The 20,448-nt window shown below is 30.7% G+C and carries 19 protein-coding genes; 6 read left to right on the top strand and 13 right to left on the bottom strand.

Annotated features, from left to right (window positions below; translation table 11 throughout):
• Nucleotides 1–27 precede the first annotated feature (27 nt).
• From VBY68_RS10395 to VBY68_RS10385, 3 genes are all read left to right on the top strand, one after another.
• A complete protein-coding gene (locus VBY68_RS10395; protein WP_415269677.1) occupies nt 28–1,500 on the top strand; it encodes an LptF/LptG family permease in 1,473 nt (490 codons plus the stop codon).
• The gene (ribB, locus tag VBY68_RS10390) at nt 1,478–2,620 is read left to right on the top strand and encodes a 3,4-dihydroxy-2-butanone-4-phosphate synthase (RefSeq protein WP_099216337.1); all 1,143 of its coding nucleotides are present in this window, start codon (nt 1,478–1,480) and stop codon (nt 2,618–2,620) included. Before VBY68_RS10395 ends, ribB begins: the two co-directional genes overlap by 23 nt.
• A gap of 435 nt (nt 2,621–3,055) precedes the next feature.
• Nucleotides 3,056–3,334: a hypothetical protein gene (locus VBY68_RS10385; RefSeq protein WP_415269676.1), complete on the top strand. Its 279-nt coding sequence runs from the start codon at nt 3,056–3,058 to the stop codon at nt 3,332–3,334.
• A 138-nt stretch (nt 3,335–3,472) separates the two neighbouring features.
• Here the strand turns inward: VBY68_RS10385 and VBY68_RS10380 are convergent, their stop codons facing one another.
• The 4 genes from VBY68_RS10380 to VBY68_RS10365 form a co-directional block, all read right to left on the bottom strand.
• Nucleotides 3,473–4,396 (bottom strand): AraC family transcriptional regulator, encoded by a 924-nt coding sequence (locus VBY68_RS10380; RefSeq protein WP_415269675.1) that lies wholly within the window; start codon nt 4,394–4,396, stop codon nt 3,473–3,475.
• A complete protein-coding gene (locus tag VBY68_RS10375; protein ID WP_415269674.1) occupies nt 4,368–4,916 on the bottom strand; it encodes an alpha/beta hydrolase in 549 nt (182 codons plus the stop codon). Before VBY68_RS10375 ends, VBY68_RS10380 begins: the two co-directional genes overlap by 29 nt.
• Nucleotides 4,917–5,281: 365 nt before the next feature.
• The gene (locus tag VBY68_RS10370) at nt 5,282–5,590 is read right to left on the bottom strand and encodes a hypothetical protein (protein ID WP_415269673.1); all 309 of its coding nucleotides are present in this window, start codon (nt 5,588–5,590) and stop codon (nt 5,282–5,284) included.
• Nucleotides 5,577–6,890 carry an NAD(P)/FAD-dependent oxidoreductase gene (locus tag VBY68_RS10365; protein WP_415269672.1) on the bottom strand — a complete coding sequence of 438 codons (1,314 nt, stop codon included), beginning with the start codon at nt 6,888–6,890 and terminating at the stop codon, nt 5,577–5,579. The genes VBY68_RS10370 and VBY68_RS10365 overlap by 14 nt, the downstream gene beginning before the upstream one ends.
• 114 nt (nt 6,891–7,004) lie before the next feature.
• Here VBY68_RS10365 and VBY68_RS10360 point away from each other — a divergent pair, with 114 nt between their 5' ends.
• Nucleotides 7,005–7,439: a DUF7738 domain-containing protein gene (locus VBY68_RS10360; protein WP_415269671.1), complete on the top strand. Its 435-nt coding sequence runs from the start codon at nt 7,005–7,007 to the stop codon at nt 7,437–7,439.
• Here the strand turns inward: VBY68_RS10360 and VBY68_RS10355 are convergent.
• The 8 genes from VBY68_RS10355 to VBY68_RS10320 all read right to left on the bottom strand — a co-directional run bounded on the left by VBY68_RS10355 (nt 7,434) and on the right by VBY68_RS10320 (nt 18,638).
• Nucleotides 7,434–7,961, bottom strand: a complete 528-nt coding sequence (locus tag VBY68_RS10355) for a hypothetical protein (RefSeq protein ID WP_415269670.1) — start codon at nt 7,959–7,961, stop codon at nt 7,434–7,436. The genes VBY68_RS10360 and VBY68_RS10355 overlap by 6 nt on opposite strands.
• Nucleotides 7,962–8,384: a secondary thiamine-phosphate synthase enzyme YjbQ gene (locus VBY68_RS10350; protein WP_415269669.1), complete on the bottom strand. Its 423-nt coding sequence runs from the start codon at nt 8,382–8,384 to the stop codon at nt 7,962–7,964.
• 9 nt (nt 8,385–8,393) lie between these two features.
• Complete coding sequence (locus VBY68_RS10345) at nt 8,394–9,143, bottom strand: LytR/AlgR family response regulator transcription factor (RefSeq protein ID WP_415269668.1); 750 nt, start codon at nt 9,141–9,143, stop codon at nt 8,394–8,396.
• A 2-nt stretch (nt 9,144–9,145) separates the two neighbouring features.
• On the bottom strand, nt 9,146–12,061 hold the full coding sequence (locus VBY68_RS10340; protein ID WP_415269667.1) for a sensor histidine kinase: 2,916 nt from the start codon (nt 12,059–12,061) through the stop codon (nt 9,146–9,148).
• 88 nt (nt 12,062–12,149) lie between these two features.
• Nucleotides 12,150–13,475, bottom strand: coding sequence for a hypothetical protein (locus VBY68_RS10335; RefSeq protein WP_415269666.1), 1,326 nt, complete (start codon nt 13,473–13,475; stop codon nt 12,150–12,152).
• Between the two features lie 83 nt (nt 13,476–13,558).
• Nucleotides 13,559–15,721 carry a choice-of-anchor D domain-containing protein gene (locus VBY68_RS10330; protein ID WP_415269665.1) on the bottom strand — a complete coding sequence of 721 codons (2,163 nt, stop codon included), beginning with the start codon at nt 15,719–15,721 and terminating at the stop codon, nt 13,559–13,561.
• 267 nt (nt 15,722–15,988) lie between these two features.
• A complete protein-coding gene (gene dnaK, locus VBY68_RS10325) occupies nt 15,989–17,896 on the bottom strand; it encodes a molecular chaperone DnaK (RefSeq protein WP_415269664.1) in 1,908 nt (635 codons plus the stop codon).
• 136 nt (nt 17,897–18,032) lie between these two features.
• Nucleotides 18,033–18,638 carry an NUDIX hydrolase gene (locus VBY68_RS10320; RefSeq protein WP_124590768.1) on the bottom strand — a complete coding sequence of 202 codons (606 nt, stop codon included), beginning with the start codon at nt 18,636–18,638 and terminating at the stop codon, nt 18,033–18,035.
• A 7-nt stretch (nt 18,639–18,645) separates the two neighbouring features.
• On the opposite strand from VBY68_RS10320, the gene pyrE reads away from it, so the two are divergent.
• Complete coding sequence (gene pyrE, locus VBY68_RS10315) at nt 18,646–19,296, top strand: orotate phosphoribosyltransferase (protein ID WP_099216326.1); 651 nt, start codon at nt 18,646–18,648, stop codon at nt 19,294–19,296.
• A 10-nt stretch (nt 19,297–19,306) separates the two neighbouring features.
• A complete protein-coding gene (locus tag VBY68_RS10310) occupies nt 19,307–19,696 on the top strand; it encodes an orotate phosphoribosyltransferase (RefSeq protein ID WP_099216325.1) in 390 nt (129 codons plus the stop codon).
• Here the strand turns inward: VBY68_RS10310 and VBY68_RS10305 are convergent.
• Nucleotides 19,691–20,428: a biotin--[acetyl-CoA-carboxylase] ligase gene (locus tag VBY68_RS10305; protein WP_273693857.1), complete on the bottom strand. Its 738-nt coding sequence runs from the start codon at nt 20,426–20,428 to the stop codon at nt 19,691–19,693. The two genes, VBY68_RS10310 and VBY68_RS10305, sit on opposite strands and share 6 nt — an antisense overlap.
• Nucleotides 20,429–20,448: the final 20 nt, after the last annotated feature.

Raw genomic sequence — 20,448 nt, 5'->3', positions numbered from 1 at the left:
TTCCACTAACCTACTACCTTTGCATCTGTGAAAACATTAGACAGATATATATTAAAAAGCTTTATAGTTCCCTTTTTAGCAACCTTCTTTATCATTCTATTTGTACTGGTAATGCAAGCGCTATGGTTAGCTTTTGATAATTTTGCTGGTAAAGGTATTGGTATTGGTATTATTTTAAAATTCTTGTGGTATACAACACTTCTTGTAGCTCCTCAAGCCCTACCTATTGGTGTTCTACTATCTTCTATTATGACACTTGGTAGTTTATCTGAAAACTACGAATTCGCTGCAGCAAAATCTGCTGGAGTTTCGTTACAACGAATGGTTCGCCCAATTGTTTTCTTAGCTATATTTTTAAGTGGTATTAATTTTCTATTTCTAAATTATGTTTACCCGTATGCAATGCTTAAGCAATTAAATATGAAGGTTAACATTAAGAAAAAACAACCTGCCATTGCTTTAGTTGCTGGAAGCTTTAACACAGAGTTACCTAACTTCCAAATAAAGTTTAAAGAAAAATACGGAGAAGAAGACAATCTTTTAAAAGAGGTAATGATTTATGATTTATCTTCTAAAAAAGGAAATAACAAAATTATTACTGCAAAAAGTGGTGAAATACTTTCAGAAGAAGGTAGTCGTTATATGACCTTAGTATTAAAAGATGGTTACTACTTTGAGCATCACTTAAAAAATGGAGCTTCGTTTAAGGAACGAGAAAAAATGCCTGCTTCGTATGCTGACTTTGAAAAGTACACCATTAATATTGATATTTCTTCTTTTAGTAATGATGATTTAGAAGAAGAAAAATATAAAACAAACTACAACATGTTAAGTTTGGCTCAGCTAAAAGATACTTTGCCAACGTTGAAACAAAATTACGATGCTTTTGTTAAAAGTAGAGCCAAAAATCTATTTTTGAGTATTGATGTGGAGGATTTACATCAGTATCCTGATTCACTTATAAACAAAGACCTTTCATTAGATATTCTTGAAAACTTTGAGTTAAAAGCGAAACAAAATATTCTATCTACAGCTACCTCTAAATTAGAGCGTACTATAAACAACAATAAATCTAACAAAGACACTTTAAAAAACAAACGTAAGTATTTAAACTTATATGATATTGAGTTTTACAATCGTGTAGCCTTTTCACTTTCTTGCTTATTACTCTTCTTTATTGGTGCTCCTTTAGGTTCTATTATTAGAAAAGGCGGTATGGGATTACCTATGATTTTAGCAATCGCAGTTTACGTTTTGTACTTTTTCTCTAATACTTTTGGAAGAAACTTAGCAGAAGAAAGTTCACTTACAGCCATTACTGGCTCTTGGCTAAGTGTATTTTTAATGCTACCTTTGGCTATAACTTTAACTGTTAGAGCTACTAAAGACAAAGGACTATTTGACATTAATGGTTTTTTTGCTCCAATACGAAACTCTGTAAAAAACTTATTCTCTAAAAAGGGAAAATCACAACATAATGACAACACAAACTCCAACTAATATTCAATTAAATACAATTGAAGAAGCTATAGAAGACATTAAAAACGGTAAAGTTATTATCGTAGTTGATGATGAAGATCGTGAAAATGAAGGTGATTTTTTAGCTGCTGCTGAAAAAATTACTCCTGAAATGATCAACTTTATGGCAACACATGGTCGTGGATTAATTTGTACTCCTCTTACTGAAACTCGCTGTAAAGAATTAGAGCTAGGAATGATGGTTAGTAACAATACCGACCCAATGGAAACTGCTTTTACCGTATCGGTAGACTTACGTGGAAATGGTGTTACTACTGGTATTTCTGCTTCAGATAGAGCTAAAACCGTGCAAGCATTGATAAATCCAAGTACTAAACCTTTTGATTTAGCTAGACCAGGACATATTTTTCCTCTGAAAGCTAAAAATGGAGGTGTATTACGTAGAACTGGACATACTGAAGCTGCCATTGATTTTGCTCGTCTAGCTGGTTTAGAACCTGCTGGCGTTATCGTTGAGATTATGAATGAAGACGGTACTATGGCTCGCCTACCCCAACTAATAAAAGTTGCTAAAAAATTTGACTTAAAAATCGTTTCTATTGAAGATTTAGTAGCTTATAGAATGGAACACGATTCTTTAATTGAAAAGAAAGAAGACTTTAATATTCAAACTCGTTTTGGTGATTTCCGTTTACGAGCTTACCAACAAACTACCAATAACCAAGTGCATATTGCTTTGACTAAAGGTACATGGAGTAAAAACGAACCTATTTTAACTCGTGTAAACTCTACTTTGGTAAACAATGATATATTAGGAACCTTAACTAACAACGCTGATAAAAAGCTTGACCAAATGTTTAAGGTTATTAACGATGAAGGTAGAGGTGCTATTTTGTTTATTAATCAACAAATGCAAGCATTGAACTTATTAAATAGACTTCGTATTTTAAAAGAAAACCAAGCTAAAGGAGAAATGAAAGCTCCTAATGTAGTCATGGACAACAAAGATTTTGGTATTGGTGCACAAATTTTGCACGATTTACACATTCACAAACTACGTTTAGTTTCTAACACTAAACAAACCAAACGTGTGGGAATGATTGGTTACGGACTAGAAATTGTTGATTACGTAAATTACTAATCAAAAAATAATATAAGACAAAAATCCCGAGTTAATTAACTCGGGATTTTTGTCTTATATAACTATCGGTAATTACAGTCTTCTTTTTCAATCTTACTAATTAACTAACATTTTTCTACAACAAATAGTTTGTTTGAAAACACATCTATTAGGCAGTGAATATTACTCTCCTTACTATGGAAGTGTCACTCCCCTTATGCAGGAAAAGACACCCCAATTAGGCTTGGTGTATCATTTCCATTATCCTTGGGGTATAACCTCTATAATAATTAAATATCTTTTATGTTTATTTTTTATATTTGACGCTATAAAAGTTGCTATAAATTCCTTCCTATTTATTATTGAAGAATACAATAGTAATTTTTATTATGCTCATATGTTAGTTGCATACATTGAGGATTAAAAGTGAAAAGAAAATTTAATCAATACAAAAATATGTTAGAAATATTAGCAATAGTTTTTTTAGGTAAAAAAATAGCTGAATTGGCAGAAGAAAAAGGAGAAAATCCTAAAAAGTGGAGAGGTATAATGATTGGCTCTTGGTTTGGAGCAGAAATTTTGGGAATTGTAATATTTGCCTCTACAGTAGGAATAAGTGATGACACTATTTTTCCTGCTGCAATTACAGGTCTAGCTTGTGGGTTAGCTAGCTATTTTATTGTTAGAAGCATGCTATCTTCAAAGCCAAACACTTCTCTAAAAGAATTATCATAAGGAACAGCTGTAATAACTTACTCTGCATATAACCTTAATCGTTAGCTCACTAGATAGTATTATCTTATAAAATTTAAATATTGCATAGTATCCTAAGGGGTTCTATGTAATATACACCTATAGTATTACGATAACTTTCTACTCCACAGGAATACAGAAATCTACAATACATTTCCCTTCTGGATGTTCATTAGGGTTATTGTAAAAAATCTCATACGGATCTTGATCTGCTTTTTTGAAACCATGTTCACTCATCCACACAAAACTACTTTCCCATGCTTGTTGAAATTCTGACGGAGTAATTTCTAAACGAGATACTATACATTTTGCTTCGGGGATTTTTTTTACACTCACTTCTCCTTCAGTTTTTACCTCTGAATTTAAAGTTAAACAAACACTCATTCTTATTTTGTCTTCATCAGTAATTTTTGGACTGTCGTGATATACCGTTAACATTCTTAAATTTTCCTGCTGCATTAACCCTTTAGGATAAGCCCATTGCATCAATTTATTGTAGGTATTACCAACCGCTTCCATTTTTCCTTGATGTGTCAGATAGGCAACTTTTAAGATTGGCATTTTTTTCACTTCAGTTTTAGCTTTCATTTGCATCCATTTTAAGTTTGTATGTATGTTACAAATGTATTGCTCAAACTGTGTTTCTATTTTTCCTTTCTTGCCTTCTGTTTTACAAATCTTGCTATATTTTAGTGGACTTTCTTTTTTAAAATCAACAGGACTTATTCCATAAAACTTTTTAAAAGCCCTTGAAAATGATGACAAAGTTGCAAAACCTACTATTTCGGATACTTCTGTAACCGTTTTATTCTTTTTATTTAGTAAAAAAGAAGCTGCCTTTTCTACTCTCTTTCTAGTAATAAAATCATTAACCGTTTCTTTAGTTACTGCTTTAAAAAGTCTATGAAAATGATATGGAGAGAAATATGCCTTTTCTGCTATTTCGTCTAAAATAAGTTTCTTTTCTAAATTCTCTTCAATAAAATCAATAGCATTACTTATGCGTACAGCTGTTTTATTGGGTATTTTTTGATGTGGATTCATAACTACTTTTTATTTGTAAACATAACCTTTTAGCAAACTCTTCTTCCTTATACATTTCATGTACTTTCTCCGGAATTATACTATAATCTACCTTCATCTTTTCAAACCAATTATTATTTGGCTTGTAGTTATCTTCTTCTCCAAAATAAAGTATTGCTTCGGCTTTCGGTTTTTCTGTTTCATAACGTAATCTTGTGGATGAAATAGCATAAAGTTTTTCAATATCTAAACCTTTTAAACAGGCTTTCCAAGCTATAGTTCCTCCTATACTGAAAGCTAGTACAGTGAATCGTTCTTTTTCTAACTCTACTAAGCTTTTAACTGCCCTCTCAAGTCCTCCATTTACAAAAGAAATATGTCGTTCTTCTTCTGATAAATTTTCCCTTGGCATCTCTGCTAGTTCACAACTACTATAAAATGTAACTTGAAAGTCTTCTGACAATTTATCCACATACATAGCAACCCAACTAGCATCTGTAACTCCCCAAAGGTCTGATAAAATTATTAATCGATGTTTCATGTGCTACTATCCTTTTTTTGCAAAACGAAAAATACAAAGCCTCCAGCAAAATATAAAACAACATCTAACACATCAGCTGTATACCTTGTATAATATTTAGGTAAAACAAACTCAAATAGCACTGAATACATTACACATATATAAAATACTACTCCTAAAGAAATTTGAAAGCACTTATCATTTCTACTCCATTGCAAAATAAAGAGACAAACTGTTAATACAATAGGTATTATTAAAAAGTCGTTTACATAATTATTAATGGTAGAGGGAAGTTTTACGCTTAACTTTTGCGCAACATAGATAAGACTTCCTATAATTATTGAAACTATAAAGTAATATGTAAGTATTTTTTTTTGCACGTTACCCTACCCTGCTGCAACCATAGCTACAAACCATGCTATTAAAGCACCAATAGCACTTACTAATAAATATGCTGAATATAAAATCCATCCAGCAACTCGATACAACCAGAATGAATGCTTCTTTAATCGTTCTGCTAAATTTGGATTTTCTATTTCATGTTTTGCCTTTTTAAGCTCTTCTTCTTTATATTCAGTAACTTTTTGTTCTTGTTTTTTTTTAAAAGAAATTAATGTGTTACAGTTTTTACAATAATCCCTATTCTTATTAAAAACTCCACAGTTTGGACACTTAACATTTCTAGTGATTGCCATTTTCTTGTTCTTTAAAACTATACTTGTTTTTCTTTTTGTAAGGACGGATGATAAGCCTTGTTTCTCTATCAAAACGTACATAGTTGTATACCCAATTCATAAACACTACTGCTTTATTTCTAAATCCGATAAGTGAAAATAGATGCACAAACATCCAAATAAACCAAGCAAAAACTCCTTGAAATTTCCAACTAGATAAATCTACTACTGCTTTATTTCTTCCAATAGTTGCCATTGACCCCTTGTTATTGTACACAAATGGTTTTTGCTTTTTACTTTTTAGTTTTGCTAAAATATTTTTCCCTAGCAATCTACCTTGTTGAATAGCTGGTTGTGCCATCATTGGATGCCCTTTTTCATAATCCTTAGTTTCCATGCATGCTACATCTCCAATAGCATATATATTATCATATCCAATTACTTTATTATATTCATCTACCTTAAATCGATTGGCTCTTTCAACTATACACTCTTTATTTAAACCATTTACAGCAGCTCCTTTTACTCCCGCAGCCCAAATAACTGTTTGTGCTTTAAAATGATCGTCACCATTAGTAGTTACAGTCTCTCCATCGTAATCCAATACACGAAGATCTTTCCATACATCTACCCCAAGTTTTATTAAAAAGTCTTCTGCTTTTTCTGAAGCTTTATTACTCATTCCTTTTAATAACTCTCCTGAACTTTGAATAAGGTTAATTTTCATTTGTCGAATATCCAAATCAGGATAATCTTTAGGTAAAATTCCTTTTTTCATTTCAGCTAAAGCTCCGGCTAACTCTACTCCTGTTGGTCCACCTCCAACGATAACAAAATTCATTAACGCTCTTCGTTTCTCTAAATCGGTAACCAATAATGCTTCTTCAAAGTTTTCTAACACCAAACTACGAATATTTAATGCTTGTGGAACCGATTTCATTTCCATAGCATACCTTTGAATGTTAGTATTTCCAAAGAAATTTGTTGTTGATCCTGTAGCTATAATCAACTCATCATACTCTAAGTCTCCTATTGTAGTTTCTATATAGTTTTTCTCTGTATTTATTTGAGTAACTTTTGCTAACCTGAAGAAAAAGTTTTCTACATCGTTAAATCTTTTTCTTAAAGGAAATGCTATACTATCAGGTTCTAATCCTCCTGTTGCCACTTGATATAATAAAGGCTGAAAAGTATGGTAATTGTGTTTATCTATTAAAACTACCTGTAATTCTTGGTTTTCTAGAGCTCTTGCAGCTGCCAATCCTGCAAATCCTCCTCCGATAATAATTACTCGAGGAAAACTTGTTTGAGGTATGTTCATTGTTTACTAGGGTTTTATATCTAAAAAGCAAATTTAACTAAAAGAGAAAGGAGTTAGTTGAAATTTATTTTTTAGTTTTACGTTAAACCCCCGTTAATCAAATCAAGAACTGTCATGTTTAATTTTTTAAAAAAGAAAAAAGTAAAGAGTTTAACTATAGTGTGCGATACAGACGTTATACATATTAATAGTAAAGCTCTTACATTCCCCACTAATTACGACGCTTTGGTTGAAGTTTTAGGCAAGCCAAGTAGAGAATTAAAGAAAAGTAATGATTATATTATTTGGGATACACATGGTATTTTTTGTGGTTATACTGAAAGAGATAATATTTTATCTATAAATATTTATCAGAATAAAAAAGATAGAAGTGAGTACAACACCAAAAAACAGTTTAAAGGAAAGCTTTTTTTAAATAATGAAGAAATTACTAATAATGAGTTTGGTAAAATTCCATTAGGAAAAGTTGCAATTCACAGACTAGGTAGGGAAAGCGACACTCGTTTTGGATTTAGTCTTGGCGTTAATAGAGATTATAAAGACTCATAACTCTAACTTTATTTGCTGTAGAGTTTTGTTTGTTATTACCAGTTTATTGATTATTTTTTTCCTCAAAACATCAATATCTTCTTCGTAATAACGCGCCCATTTATACTCTTTAAATAAGGTTTGAATTTGCTTTAGGCGTTGATGTACTAATTCTGAATTCATTAAAAAGTGATTATTTTCTAAACCTTCTTCAACTCTTTTTATGCTTGCTTTTGCTTTTGTATAGTCTACCTCTAAATAGAATACTTTATCGATACTGTTTAATGGATAAAAGCTTGACCAATTCGCATACCCAACATAATATTGCTGATTTTTATAATTATCTATTCCTTGAATTTTCCATCTGCAATTGGCAACTCTACCCCAATGGTTTGAATAGCGAAAAACTCCATCTTCTGTATAATAGTAATAACTCCCCGATTTGCTTTGAAAGTGCGCTTTCATATCATCAAAAAAATTGATGTTTTGCATTTCAAACTCACAATACGTACTTCTATAAAAATTGAATTTATGATACCTCATTTAATTTCCAAAAGCGGTTAGTACTACTTTTCTTCTTCCTCCATAATTTCTGTGTTCTCCTAAATATACTCCTTGCCAAGTTCCTAAATTAAGTTGTCCATTGGTTATCGGAATTTGTACCTGACATCCTAATATAGAGCTTTTAATATGTGCTGGCATATCATCGGCTCCCTCATAATCGTGTTTGTAGTATGGCATATTTTCTGGAATCATTTTGTTAATATGCGATTCGAAATCCATTCGTACAGTTGGATCAGCATTTTCATTAATTGTTAAACTTGCAGATGTATGTTTAATAAATGCCTGGAACTGCCCTACCTTAATATTTTTAAGTTCTGGAAGTGCTTCCAACAGAATATCTGTAATCAAATGATAACCTCTATCAAATGCTGGTAATTGAATTTCTTTTTGGTAAAATTGCATTTTACAAATCTAAAATACTTCTTTTATAATTTTTAGAAATTCTTGCTTTTTTGTTTTTGAAATAGGAATTGTTGTTTGATTTTGCATTAGTAAAAAATCTCCGTCTTTTTTTACAAATTTTTCTAAATAATGAAGGTTTATTAAGTAAGATCTATGACATCTAAAAAATAAGTTATTTCCCTGAAGTTGATTTTCAAAGTATGCTAGTGGTTTACAAATTAATTCTCTTTCTTTATTTGCTAAATGTACTTTTGTATACATTCCATCTGCTTCTAAGTATAAAATATCTTCATGCGAAACAAAAATAATTTCTCCAGGTACTTCTAAAGCTATTTTATGTGATGATAACGATTGAATGGCTTTTTTTAACTCTGAAAATTGTGCTGTTACCTTTTTTTGGTTAATATTAACTTTTGCTTTATTTATAGCTATTCGTAACTCTTCTCTATCAATTGGTTTAACCAAATAGTCTATTGCAGATAATTTTAATGCTTCTAATGCGTATTGTTGATATGCTGTTGTAAAAATTAATTGAAACTCTATAGGTTCTGAAATGAAATCTAATATTTCTAAACCTGAGTACTCAGGCATTTCAATATCTAAAAAAACAATATCTGGATTGTTTTCTTTAATTGACTTTACTCCATTTACTAAGTTATCTGCTGTAATAACATTTTTTATTTCAGGAAAAAACTCTGTAAGCATCGTTTTCATTACACTACGTGCTTTTGCCTCATCATCAATTATTAAAACTTTCATTATTAAATTCTTTTTATTTTTAGTGTTACTATCGTTCCAGTAGCATTATTGTTTTCATCTACTTTATCCGTAAAATCTACTGAAATATCAAATAACTTTTCTTTCTTATACAACGATACTCGCTCTTGGGTAGCGTTTACAGCAAAAGACTTATGTCCTTTTCTTTTCTTATTAATTTCTGAAGATTTTTTTCGTCCAACACCATCATCTTTTATCGTTATAATTAAAACCTTGTTAATATTTTCTTCTACTGTTATCCATAAATTCCCTCGGTCTTTCTTATGAACAAGTCCGTGTTTTATAGCATTTTCTACAAAAGGTTGTATAAACAACGGCGGAACTTCAATTTGATCTTTATTTATGTTTTTATCTACTAAGAAGTGAACCTTAAATTTATTTTCAAATCGTAATTGCTCTAATGATATATAAATCTCGAGTGAACTAAGTTCTTCTTTGAGTAGTATTACATTTACTCTACTATGATTTAAATACATTCTTATTAAACGAGAAAATTTAACTAAGTAATCACTTGCTAAATACTTCTCATTCTTCATTACATAATCTTGAATAGCTCCTAAGGAATTAAAAATGAAATGAGGATTCATTTGTGAGCGTAAGTTTTCTAGCCTTAACTTACTTATTCTACTATCTAAAATTACCCTTTCTAGTTCTCGTTCTCCTTCCTCCTCTTTCCATTTTAATTTAATTCGGTAATATATTATTATTCCTAAAACAGATATTATAAATATTGTCACGATAAACCACCAACTTTCCCAAAAAGGCTTTTGTACAATTATTTTAACTCCTTTACTTTCTTTTCCTATACTTCCATCTAAACTTTTGGTTCTAAGTAAAAACTTATATTTTCCTGATGGAATTCCAATATATCTTACTACATCATCGTTTAACTCAGATGTTTGCCATTCTGTATTAAAACCTAAAAGTTTATATTGAAAAACATTTTTACTACTAGATTTAAATCCATTAGCTTTAAAGTTAAATGTAATGTCGTTAGTTTTGTAAGGCAGTTTGTATTTTGTTTTTATTTCTTGTTCTATTCCTCCAATTTTAACATTACTTATGTAGGCTAACGGAGCTAATTTTGGTTCTATTAACTCTGGAACAGATGTGTTTATTCTACATAAAAAATTGTTACCAGGTATCCATAAATAATTATTTTGTATTACTGGAGTTTTAAATTTTATAGCACTTTTATCAGTTAAGTTTATTATATTTATTATTTTTTTATCTGTATCGTATCGCTGTATTCCTTTTTCAGTAACAATCCATAGAAAATTGTCCTTCCCTAAAATTCCTTTTATTTGAGATTGTAACAATCCGTTTAAACATGTTATGCTGTCAGTTACTTTTCCTGCCTCTAAACCTAAAATTTTATCTCTTGTAGTTGCCCATATTTTACCGTTAGTAGTTTGAGTATATTCAGAAAAAATAATAGGTTTATTTTGATGATGTACTGGAATAGTTTGTAGTTTACTGTTATAGGCTACCGTTCCATCAATATAAGTAACGTAAATAAGTTTGTTTTTTGAATCGTAATGAGTACTAATAGGTCTTTTGTTTTCTAAAACTATATATTCTTTATTCCTAGAAAGTTGAGTATAAATAATAGCACGTCGATATGATAGATACACCAATGAATCTTTATTTATTTTCGTAAAACCTTTAGCTGTGGTAAACTGATTTCCTACATTAGTAATTTTTAACTTTTTTATATCATATGTATAGCTACTAGTTCCGTTTGTGCTTATATATGCTTTTTGTAGGTTTTTATTATATTTTATTTTATTAACAGGTCGTTGATTAGATAAACTGATAATTTTATAATCGTTACCTTTTGTATTGTAATCTATTAAATTACCATTTTGAGTTCCTAATAACAGCCTATTATTACCAATAGTTTCTATTGAGATAATATCTTCTTTTATCTCTAAAAAACTTTTCTTCGTTATTTCTAAACTTGGCACAACGAAAATTCCATTTTGCAGTGTTGTAAGCCAATAATTATTCTCATAATCTTTTAAAACATCGGTTATATGATAGTCTTTAAAAATTTGTTTAGTATTATTTACTTTATTCTTATTTAAAGTTCTGTAAATACCTTTTGATGTTAACAACCAGTTTTCTTTAAACTTTTTGGTGTTATAAATCTGTGCTTTTTCAAGAGTTTGAGGAAGTTTTGCTGTGGTAATTTTTCTTGTATGTATATTAATTGAAAATGGTTTTAAGACATCTTTATCTAACTTAATTACAATCTCATCGAACCATTGAAACATTTGAAAATTTCCATTATCTAAAAAATATTTTTCTTTATTACATTTTACTTTTCTAAAAACAGGTTCATCTTCATTTTCATAAACATGAGTAATTATATTTCTTTCTTTTAAATTATAATAAAAAAAACCGTTTTCAGATTTTGCTATTTTTGAAATTTCTGCATTTAAATCTTTTTTTACAAATCCAGTTTTTTTAGCTATAAGATAGCTCTTCTTCTGTGATAGAAAAAAGATATTATTCTTCATCACTATTAAATGAGCATAGGTTCCTTTTAAATCATTTGAAAAATCTTTAAATAATTGTAATTCTTTATTTACTACTTTATAAATATGTCCTGAAATGGTCGAACACCAAATTTGTCCTTCCTCATCTATTTGTAAGTTAAAAATACTTTTTGTGGTTGAAATAGTATTTTTAACTTGCTTAAACCTTTTGCCATTGTAATAAAACAAACCTTGCTCCCCTCCCACCCAAACTAGGTTATTTTTATCTTGTATAATATTATAATTTGCTAAAGATACTAATCCATCATCAGATGTAAATTGTGTATAAAAAGGCTCCTGTGAAAATACATTTTCAAAGAGAAAAGAAATAAAGACTAGTATATAAAAAGTTTTTTTCACAAATTTAATTTTACTATAAAAAAAGGTGGTTATGCAATAATACGCAAAACACCACCTTTTAGAACTACTCTTAACTTAAAGTCTATATTTAGTTTTTAGGTTTAGCATCACATTTTACATATCCTCCATAAGGAGCTCTAACACTTCCTCTGTTAATTCCATTAAAAAAAGGACTTCCATATTTTCCGCCTCCAGTGTAATCTCTTCTTACTATAAACTGTTGTAACATACATTGTCCATCTGAATTTTTCTGTACAACAGCTCCTACAGCCCATTGATATAAAGGCACTCCTGTTACCTTATGTTTTACTGTTGACCACCTATTTGATGCCATATATTGATATATATTTTGCATACTCATTTTACCGTAGTACTTATTCAACCCACTTACAGCTGCATTTTTAATTGCTGAATTTTTATCGAAACTTCCTTTTGAAGGCATTACAACACTATTTAACTTTGCTCCTAACCAATCTTTACGTAAGTTATCAAACTTAGCAAAAGTTGTTTGAGATGTTAATTCAGGATTTTTATAATACTTCTTAATTTTTTCTGGATTTTTAGCAGCAATTACAAACTGTTTTGGTTGAGCATTATTCATCCATTTATGGCCTTCATTATCATTTTTATGATATACTTCAGCCCCTATTAACAACACCCCTGGTTCTAATAAAAGCACATTAGCATTGGTCCACTCTGGTCCACCTCCCATTCCAAACTGAAACTGAATGTTTCCTTTGTCTGCAGATTTTCTATATTGCTCTGGAACTACACCATAACGTTTTTGTTCTGGAGTGAAATAAGCGTTTAATTGATACGTTGTCGGATCATATTCAATAGAAAAACCTTCATAAATATCACCTGGATTGCTATCAAAATGACTTGACGGATTTCTAACAAAATATTGTGATAAATGGTAGTAACCAGACAGTTCCATCTTATCAGAAAAACCACCATCGTAAGCAGGCATTTTTTTAAATTTCGTTCTGTTTAATACATAAATTTGATTGTCTTTAAATTTATCATTTTCACTACTTTCTATAGGTGAAGGAATTTCGCTCACAACTGTTCCTTTACTATTTTCTTTAGCTAATAAGGCTTCTTTTTCAGCTACTTGTTTTTGTTGATACTCTTTGTACTTTTTAAAATAAAAATCTTGCTTTTCTTTATCGTTGGGATACTTTTTAGCTAACTCTTTTTTAAACTCTTCATCTGAATATTCATTTGTATTAGACGTTGAATTAGTATTTGAACTTGTAGTTGATTTTTCTATTGATGAAGAAGCTTTCTCTTCTATTTTTTTTGTTACTTTTTGCTTAGCTTTTTTTAACATGTTACCAAACTGAGCATTGGCTGTTTGATGAAACAAAAAACTAGCGAAGAATAAACAAACTAATATTGTATATTTTTTCATCTTTATTATTGTTTTTACCGTGAAAAGTCACCTGCTTTTACACAGGTAACTTTTTTTGAATTATTATTTAAAAGGACTATTTTTTATTGACATGCGACTGTACTCCAAGAAGCTCCAGATGGCTTAGCCCATTGGTTTGCTTGCGTATTTGGTGGGTTTAAAGGATCAAAACCAGCATCATGTTGAATACACGTTAAGTCATCATTTCCATCTGCAATCATATAAATGAAATTTACATTATTACCATTTGCTACGTTTAAACTTGTTAAATTATTATTTCTTAAATGCAATGAAATTACTCTTGAATTATTAGAAATATCCATGCTTGATAAGTTGTTATTATAAGCAACAAGTGTTCTTAAATCTGGATACATAGAAACATCTAACGTACTAATTTGATTCTGTTCTAAATATAAAGTTCTTAAACCGTTTGCAATAGTAGGTAACACTAACGTAGAAATATTGTTACCTCCACATTGAAAATTCACTAAGCTAGAATGATTTGTTAAATCTATTGTACTAATACTATTTTGCTGAATTAATATTGTTTGTAAAGCTGTATTAGCTGAAAGATCTAATGAAGTTAAGTTATTGTTTTTTAACGACAAATGTGTTATTGCTGTGTTTTGGCTTAAATCTATACTTGTTAAAGAGTTGTTCATTGCATGAAATTGTGAAATATTTTCAAAAACCTCTAAACCAGTAACATCTGAAATACTAAGACCATCTACACGAATGACACCTGTGTAAGCTTGTGCTTCTGAAACCTGAATTTCACCATCTCCATTTGTATTTATCGATGAATTCCCTACCAATGCTGACTTAAAGTTGGCATCTGGTATGTTTACAATATTACCTGTAGCAGCTTGCAACCCCTTTCCACTAATAATAATAGCATAACTCGGTTTTGTAGGATCATTACTTTCTACAACTATCATTGCTTGCTTTTGTCCTTCAGATTGTGGTGTAAAACGTGCTGTTACCTCATAAAAGCTATTAGGAGCAATCGTTTGTGGTGCAGATACATTTACCAAAGTAAAGTTATTAGCATTGGCTCCGCTCATTCTAATATTACTTACCTCTAAATTTCCTTGACCATTATTCTGAATAGCAAAAGTTAAATCATTTGAAGAGTTCCCTACAGTAACATCACCAAAACTCAATCCTGTTTCACTAAAAGCAATTGCAGGTTGTGCTGGCGCTGTTCCTGTTCCATTCATAGGTAAAGACACTTTATTTTCACTAGAATTATTAAAAAACCTAATAGATGCTGAAGCAAATCCTTGTGAACTTGACGTGAACTTAACTTCAAAAGTATATGTATCACCTGGAGCAATAGTTCTTATTAATGAACTTGTTCCTCCTATTACTGTAAAAGATGATGATGAACTACCTCCTATAATATTCACATTAGTAATCTCTAAATCTGCATTTCCTGTATTAGAAACTGTAATATTTTTAGATAAGTCTTTACCTACTTCAACATTCCCAAAACTTACAGGTGATTCACTAAATTCTATAACTGATATAGGTGTTGCTGTAGCTTTACCACTTAAGGCAATAGCTTTAACACCTGCATTAGTTGTCACCTCTAAACTTGCTGTTTTTTCTCCTACATTGGTTGGCTCAAATACTACCGTAATGTTTTTTGTTTCTCCAGCAGCTAAAGTTTCTGTTGTTGCTGAAGTTGAAAAATCAGCAGCATTGGTCCCTTTTATTTCAAAGCCCGTAATTTCTAAATCTGCATCTCCACTATTAGTTATAGTAAACGTAGCGTCTTTTGTTTGGTTAATCTCTACGTTTCCAAAAACCAAAGCCGTTTCACTTAAATCAACACCTGGTAATGGTTTTGGTTTTGCAATTCCTGTTACTTTTACTTCTTTTTTTCCAATATTAGTCGTAATTTCTAAGATAGCCTCTTTTTCTCCTTCTGTTAAAGGAGCAAAGGAAATTTCAAAAGTATACGATTCTTCCTTTTTAATTACTTTCGGTACTGCACTAGTTGAAAAATCAGCAGCATTTGTTCCTTTTAATACAAATTCATCTATTTCTAAATCTGAACCTCCCTCATTTGTTACTTTAAACGAATAGTTAATAGTTTGTTCTACTTCTACTGTTCCAAAATTCTTTTCTATATCAGTAATAGAAAACTCTGCTGGAATAATTTCTTCATCTTTATCACAACTTGTGATACTTACAAGTACAAAAAGAATAGCACTTGCATACATGTTAATTTTTTTTCTCATGTGTGTTTATTTTTCTGATTTAATTTTTTGTGCTTCCTTATAGTTATAAAGCACTTCTCCCTTATATTGGAAGTAAAATTACACACAAGACACCTCTTACAATGAAAAAACTGCTGAAGTGATTTTATCTTTTTCTAAAACACTTTTTTTTGTTTCTAAAACACCTAATATCTATTTAAAAGCAAAAAAGCTCGTCAAATGACGAGCTTTTTATATCTATAGCCCTAATAAAACTTGTAATGCTTTTTAGGATAATACAATCAAAATTTATTTTACTTCTTCAAAGTCTACATCTTCTACATTATCTCCGCTTTCTGATGAAGCTCCTGCATCAGCACCTCCTTGCGCACCAGCTCCATTAGCTTCTGCATCTTGTTGTGCTTTATACATTTCTTCAGAGGCAACTTTCCAAGCTTCATTAATCTTCTCCATTGCAGCATCAATTGCATCAAGGTCTTTAGATTCGTGTGCTTTCTTTAACTCTTCTAAAGCAGCTTCAATTGGCTCTTTTTTATCAGCTGATAATTTGTCACCAAACTCTTTTAATTGCTTTTCTGTTTGGAAAATCATAGAGTCTGCTCCGTTAACTTTTTCAGCAGTTTCTTTTGCTTTTTTATCAGCATCAGCATTTGCTTCAGCTTCTTGCTTCATCTTTTGAATTTCTTCATCAGATAATCCTGAAGAAGCTTCAATACGGATATCTTGCGATTTACCAGTTGCTTTATCTACTGCAGATACTTTGATAATTCCATTTGCATCAATATCAAAAGTTACTTCAATTTGAGGAACACCTCTTTGTGCTGGTGGAATATCTGTTAATTGGAAACGGCCAATTGTTTTGTTATCTGCCGCCATTGCTCTTTCACCTTGTAATACGTGAATATCTACCGATGGTTGATTATCTACCGCTGTAGAGAATACTTGCGACTTTTTAGTTGGAATGGTTGTGTTTGCATCGATTAACTTTGTAAATACATTACCCATTGTTTCAATTCCTAATGATAAAGGTGTAACGTCTAATAATAATACGTCTTTTACATCACCTGTTAACACTCCTCCTTGAATTGCTGCTCCTAACGATACAACCTCGTCTGGGTTTACACCTTTACTTGGTGCTTTCCCAAAGAACTTCTCAACTGCTTCTTGAATTGCAGGAATACGAGTTGATCCTCCTACTAAAATTACTTCATCAATATCAGATGTTGACAAGTCAGCATTCTTTAATGCTGTTTGACATGGCTTGATGGTTCTCTTTACTAAATCATCAATTAATTGCTCAAACTTAGCTCTACTTAATGTTCTTACCAAGTGTTTTGGTCCACTAGCTGTAGCTGTGATATATGGTAAGTTAATCTCTGTAGAAGTTGTGCTTGATAATTCGATTTTTGCTTTTTCAGCAGCTTCTTTTAAACGTTGTAATGCCATAGGATCTTTACGTAAATCCATTTTTTCTTCAGCATTAAACTCATCTGCTAACCAGTTAATGATTTTTTCATCTACATCATCACCTCCTAAGTGCGTATCTCCATCAGTAGCTAATACTTCAAATACTCCATCTCCTAATTCTAGGATAGAAACATCATGTGTACCTCCACCAAAGTCAAATACTACGATCTTCTTATCTTCACTTGCTTTATCTAATCCATAAGCTAATGCTGCTGCAGTAGGTTCATTGATAATACGACGAACTTTTAATCCAGCAATTTCACCTGCTTCTTTTGTAGCCTGACGCTGTGCATCGTTAAAATACGCTGGTACTGTAATTACAGCTTCAGAAACTCCTTGACCTAAGTAGTCTTCAGCAGTTTTTTTCATTTTCTGTAATATCATTGCAGAAATTTCTTGAGGAGTGTACATACGATCATCAATCTTTACTCTTGGTGTATCGTTGTCTCCTTTTACAACATTGTAAGGAACTCTATCTGCTTCTTTTTGAGACTCAGAATATTTGTTCCCCATAAAACGCTTAATAGAATAAACTGTTTTAGTTGGGTTAGTTACTGCTTGACGCTTAGCAGGATCACCTACTTTACGCTCGCCTCCTTCAACAAATGCAACAATAGAAGGGGTTGTTCTTTTTCCTTCTGCATTTGGAATTACTACTGGCTCATTACCTTCCATTACAGACACACATGAGTTCGTAGTACCTAAATCTATACCTATAATTTTACTCATAATCTTTATTTATCTTTTTTAAAGTTTTAAATTCAATTTTACGAGTAGTATTAGTCAAAGTGTATGCCATTGGTTTTTTGCTTGTATTTTGACAGGAAAAAGTATGAAACAAGTCATTTTTTATGACAGAGTGTCATTAATCGGCATTATTTAGATAAGATTCGTATACCATTATTATATTAGCAAATGTATTCTGAAGTGCCTTATATGTTTCTTCTTCGTCTTTAAACTGGGCTTTAGTTATGCCTTCTTCTAATTGAGGTGTTAAACTTCCTTCATAACTTGAAAACATTAAATACCAATGGGTTTGTTTTAATCGATATTTATTTTGATGCATAAATAAATGGTAGGTAACTAGTAGTTTTCGATTAATTATAAGTTTTTCAATACCACATTCTTCTTCAACTTCCCTTATAGCTGCTTCCTCTAAATTTTCACCTTCTTCAACACGTCCTTTTGGTAAATCCCATTTATTACCTCTATAAATAAACAGTACTTTTTTGTTTTCATTTAAAACTAATCCTCCTGCAGCTGTAATTACTTTAAACTTAACTTTAAAGTCTAACCAATCTTCTACTAAATTACTAGAATAGATATAAACACCGTTTAACTTACCCACTTTTAACTTGTAAATAAGTTCCTCAATAATTGTATTTTTGTAGATATAAACTGGATAATCTTCTTCATTTTTAAGAGAAGTTGTAAAGATTATTGGTTTATCATTAACAAAAACTTTATACATTTGCGCTATGGATTTTAACAAAGATACAGCAAAAAAAACTGCCGAGCTTCTTTTGCAAATTAAGGCTATAAAATTAAGTCCCCAAGAACCTTTTACATGGGCTTCTGGCTGGAAGTCACCAATTTATTGTGATAACAGAATTACATTATCTTACCCACCTGTTAGAAACTTCTTAAAACAAGAAATAGCTAAACTAGTAGAAGAAAAACATGGTAAACCTGATGTTATTGCAGGTGTTGCTACTGGTGCTATTGCAATTGGTATATTAGTTGCTCAAGAGTTAGGAGTACCTTTTGTTTATGTTAGACCTGAACCTAAAAAACATGGTAGACAAAACCAAATTGAAGGTCATATAGAAAGTGGACAAAATGTTGTAGTAATTGAGGATTTAATTAGTACAGGTAAAAGTAGTTTAAATGCCGTAAAAGCATTAAAAGAAGCACATGCCAATGTAAAAGGAATGATTGCTATTTTTTCTTACGGATTTAATATTGCCACAGAAAATTTTAAAAATGATGAAGTAGAACTTACTACTTTAAGTAATTATGAACATTTATTAGAGCAAGCTTTAGATAGTAAATATATTACTAGCGAAGAACTTCGAACTTTAGAAGATTGGAGAATTGCCCCTAGTGAATGGAATCAAAACGATAAATAACAGCACGATAATGAATATAGAAGGAAATACAGTTACTGTAAAAAAATCATCTAAAGATTTATTTGAATTTCTAAACAAATTAGAAAACTTTGAACAGCTAATGCCTGAAAACACTCAAAAATTTGAAGTTGACGGAGACAGCTTTATTTTTGGCTTAAAAGGTATGCCAGAAATTCGTTTAATTATGAAAGAAAAAACTGAGTACTCTAATATTACTTTAGGTGCTGCAAGTAGTAAGTTACCTTTTACATTAGCTGCTGACATTAATGAAATTAGTGATAATGAAAGCCAAGTTACTTTAAAATTTAATGGTGAGTTTAATGCAATGATGGCAATGATGGTTAAAGCTCCTTTAACCAAGTTTATTGGAACTCTAACTGAAAATTTAGAAAAACTATAAAGTAGCGAACGAAAGCTCTTTCAAGCCAAACTCTTGAATTGTTTCGTTTTCTAATTCAATTTGGAGATTTCCATTTTTTGAAACTCCAATAATTTTACCCATAAATAAAATGTTCTGACTGTTTTTAAACATTGTTGGAACATTTTTTTTATACAAAAACTTTAAGTAAGCTTCTTCTAATAAATCATATTCTTTTTTTTCTAAAAACGTAAAGTAATCTTCCAGCTTCTTTAAAATATTTTCTAACAATATATCCAAGTCAAATTCTTTACCTAAAATATTTTTTACAGAAGAAGCATTCGGTAAATTTTTAGAAAATGAATCTTGATTTACATTTATTCCAATTCCTATTACTGACGACACTATTTTACTACCTTTTAGTGTATTTTCAATTAGTATGCCTCCCAGCTTTTTATTTCCTGACAGAATGTCGTTAGGCCATTTTATCGCCAAATTAGGTAAACCTAACTCTTTTAAAACTTCAAAAACACTTAACGAAACACTAAAGTTTAAGTACTTATGTTTTTCAACATCTAAGTCTGTAAACCTAGAAAACACACTAAAAGTGAGGTTTTTTCCTTCTTCAACAACCCATTCAGAATTCATTTGCCCCCTCCCTTTAGTTTGGGTTTTAGCTACTACAACTGTAAAATCATCAGCTACCACTTTTGACACCATATTCTTCAAAAAGGTGTTGGTAGAGTCGATGGCATTAAGTTTGATTATTTTCATGTAGATTTAGCGTGTAAAAC

This window comes from Tenacibaculum ascidiaceicola, from assembly GCF_047470925.1.
Classification (GTDB): Bacteria; Bacteroidota; Bacteroidia; order Flavobacteriales; family Flavobacteriaceae; genus Polaribacter; species Polaribacter discolor.
This window is presented reverse-complemented; position numbering and strand designations above follow the sequence as displayed.

Bases quoted from the DNA above. Each gene is read 5' to 3' on its own strand.
- VBY68_RS10345 (WP_415269668.1), bottom strand. From the start codon at position 9,143: ATGAAAGTTTTAATAATTGATGATGAGGCAAAAGCACGTAGTGTAATG.
- VBY68_RS10335 (WP_415269666.1), bottom strand. From the start codon at position 13,475: ATGAAAAAATATACAATATTAGTTTGTTTATTCTTCGCTAGTTTTTTG.
- VBY68_RS10380 (WP_415269675.1), bottom strand. From the start codon at position 4,396: ATGAATCCACATCAAAAAATACCCAATAAAACAGCTGTACGCATAAGT.
- VBY68_RS10360 (WP_415269671.1), top strand. From the start codon at position 7,005: ATGTTTAATTTTTTAAAAAAGAAAAAAGTAAAGAGTTTAACTATAGTG.
- ribB (WP_099216337.1), top strand. From the start codon at position 1,478: ATGACAACACAAACTCCAACTAATATTCAATTAAATACAATTGAAGAA.
- VBY68_RS10310 (WP_099216325.1), top strand. From the start codon at position 19,307: ATGAATATAGAAGGAAATACAGTTACTGTAAAAAAATCATCTAAAGAT.
- pyrE (WP_099216326.1), top strand. From the start codon at position 18,646: ATGGATTTTAACAAAGATACAGCAAAAAAAACTGCCGAGCTTCTTTTG.
- VBY68_RS10355 (WP_415269670.1), bottom strand. From the start codon at position 7,961: ATGAGGTATCATAAATTCAATTTTTATAGAAGTACGTATTGTGAGTTT.
- VBY68_RS10375 (WP_415269674.1), bottom strand. From the start codon at position 4,916: ATGAAACATCGATTAATAATTTTATCAGACCTTTGGGGAGTTACAGAT.
- VBY68_RS10370 (WP_415269673.1), bottom strand. From the start codon at position 5,590: ATGGCAATCACTAGAAATGTTAAGTGTCCAAACTGTGGAGTTTTTAAT.
- VBY68_RS10365 (WP_415269672.1), bottom strand. From the start codon at position 6,890: ATGAACATACCTCAAACAAGTTTTCCTCGAGTAATTATTATCGGAGGA.
- VBY68_RS10305 (WP_273693857.1), bottom strand. From the start codon at position 20,428: ATGAAAATAATCAAACTTAATGCCATCGACTCTACCAACACCTTTTTG.
- VBY68_RS10385 (WP_415269676.1), top strand. From the start codon at position 3,056: ATGTTAGAAATATTAGCAATAGTTTTTTTAGGTAAAAAAATAGCTGAA.
- VBY68_RS10350 (WP_415269669.1), bottom strand. From the start codon at position 8,384: ATGCAATTTTACCAAAAAGAAATTCAATTACCAGCATTTGATAGAGGT.
- VBY68_RS10320 (WP_124590768.1), bottom strand. From the start codon at position 18,638: ATGTATAAAGTTTTTGTTAATGATAAACCAATAATCTTTACAACTTCT.
- dnaK (WP_415269664.1), bottom strand. From the start codon at position 17,896: ATGAGTAAAATTATAGGTATAGATTTAGGTACTACGAACTCATGTGTG.
- VBY68_RS10330 (WP_415269665.1), bottom strand. From the start codon at position 15,721: ATGAGAAAAAAAATTAACATGTATGCAAGTGCTATTCTTTTTGTACTT.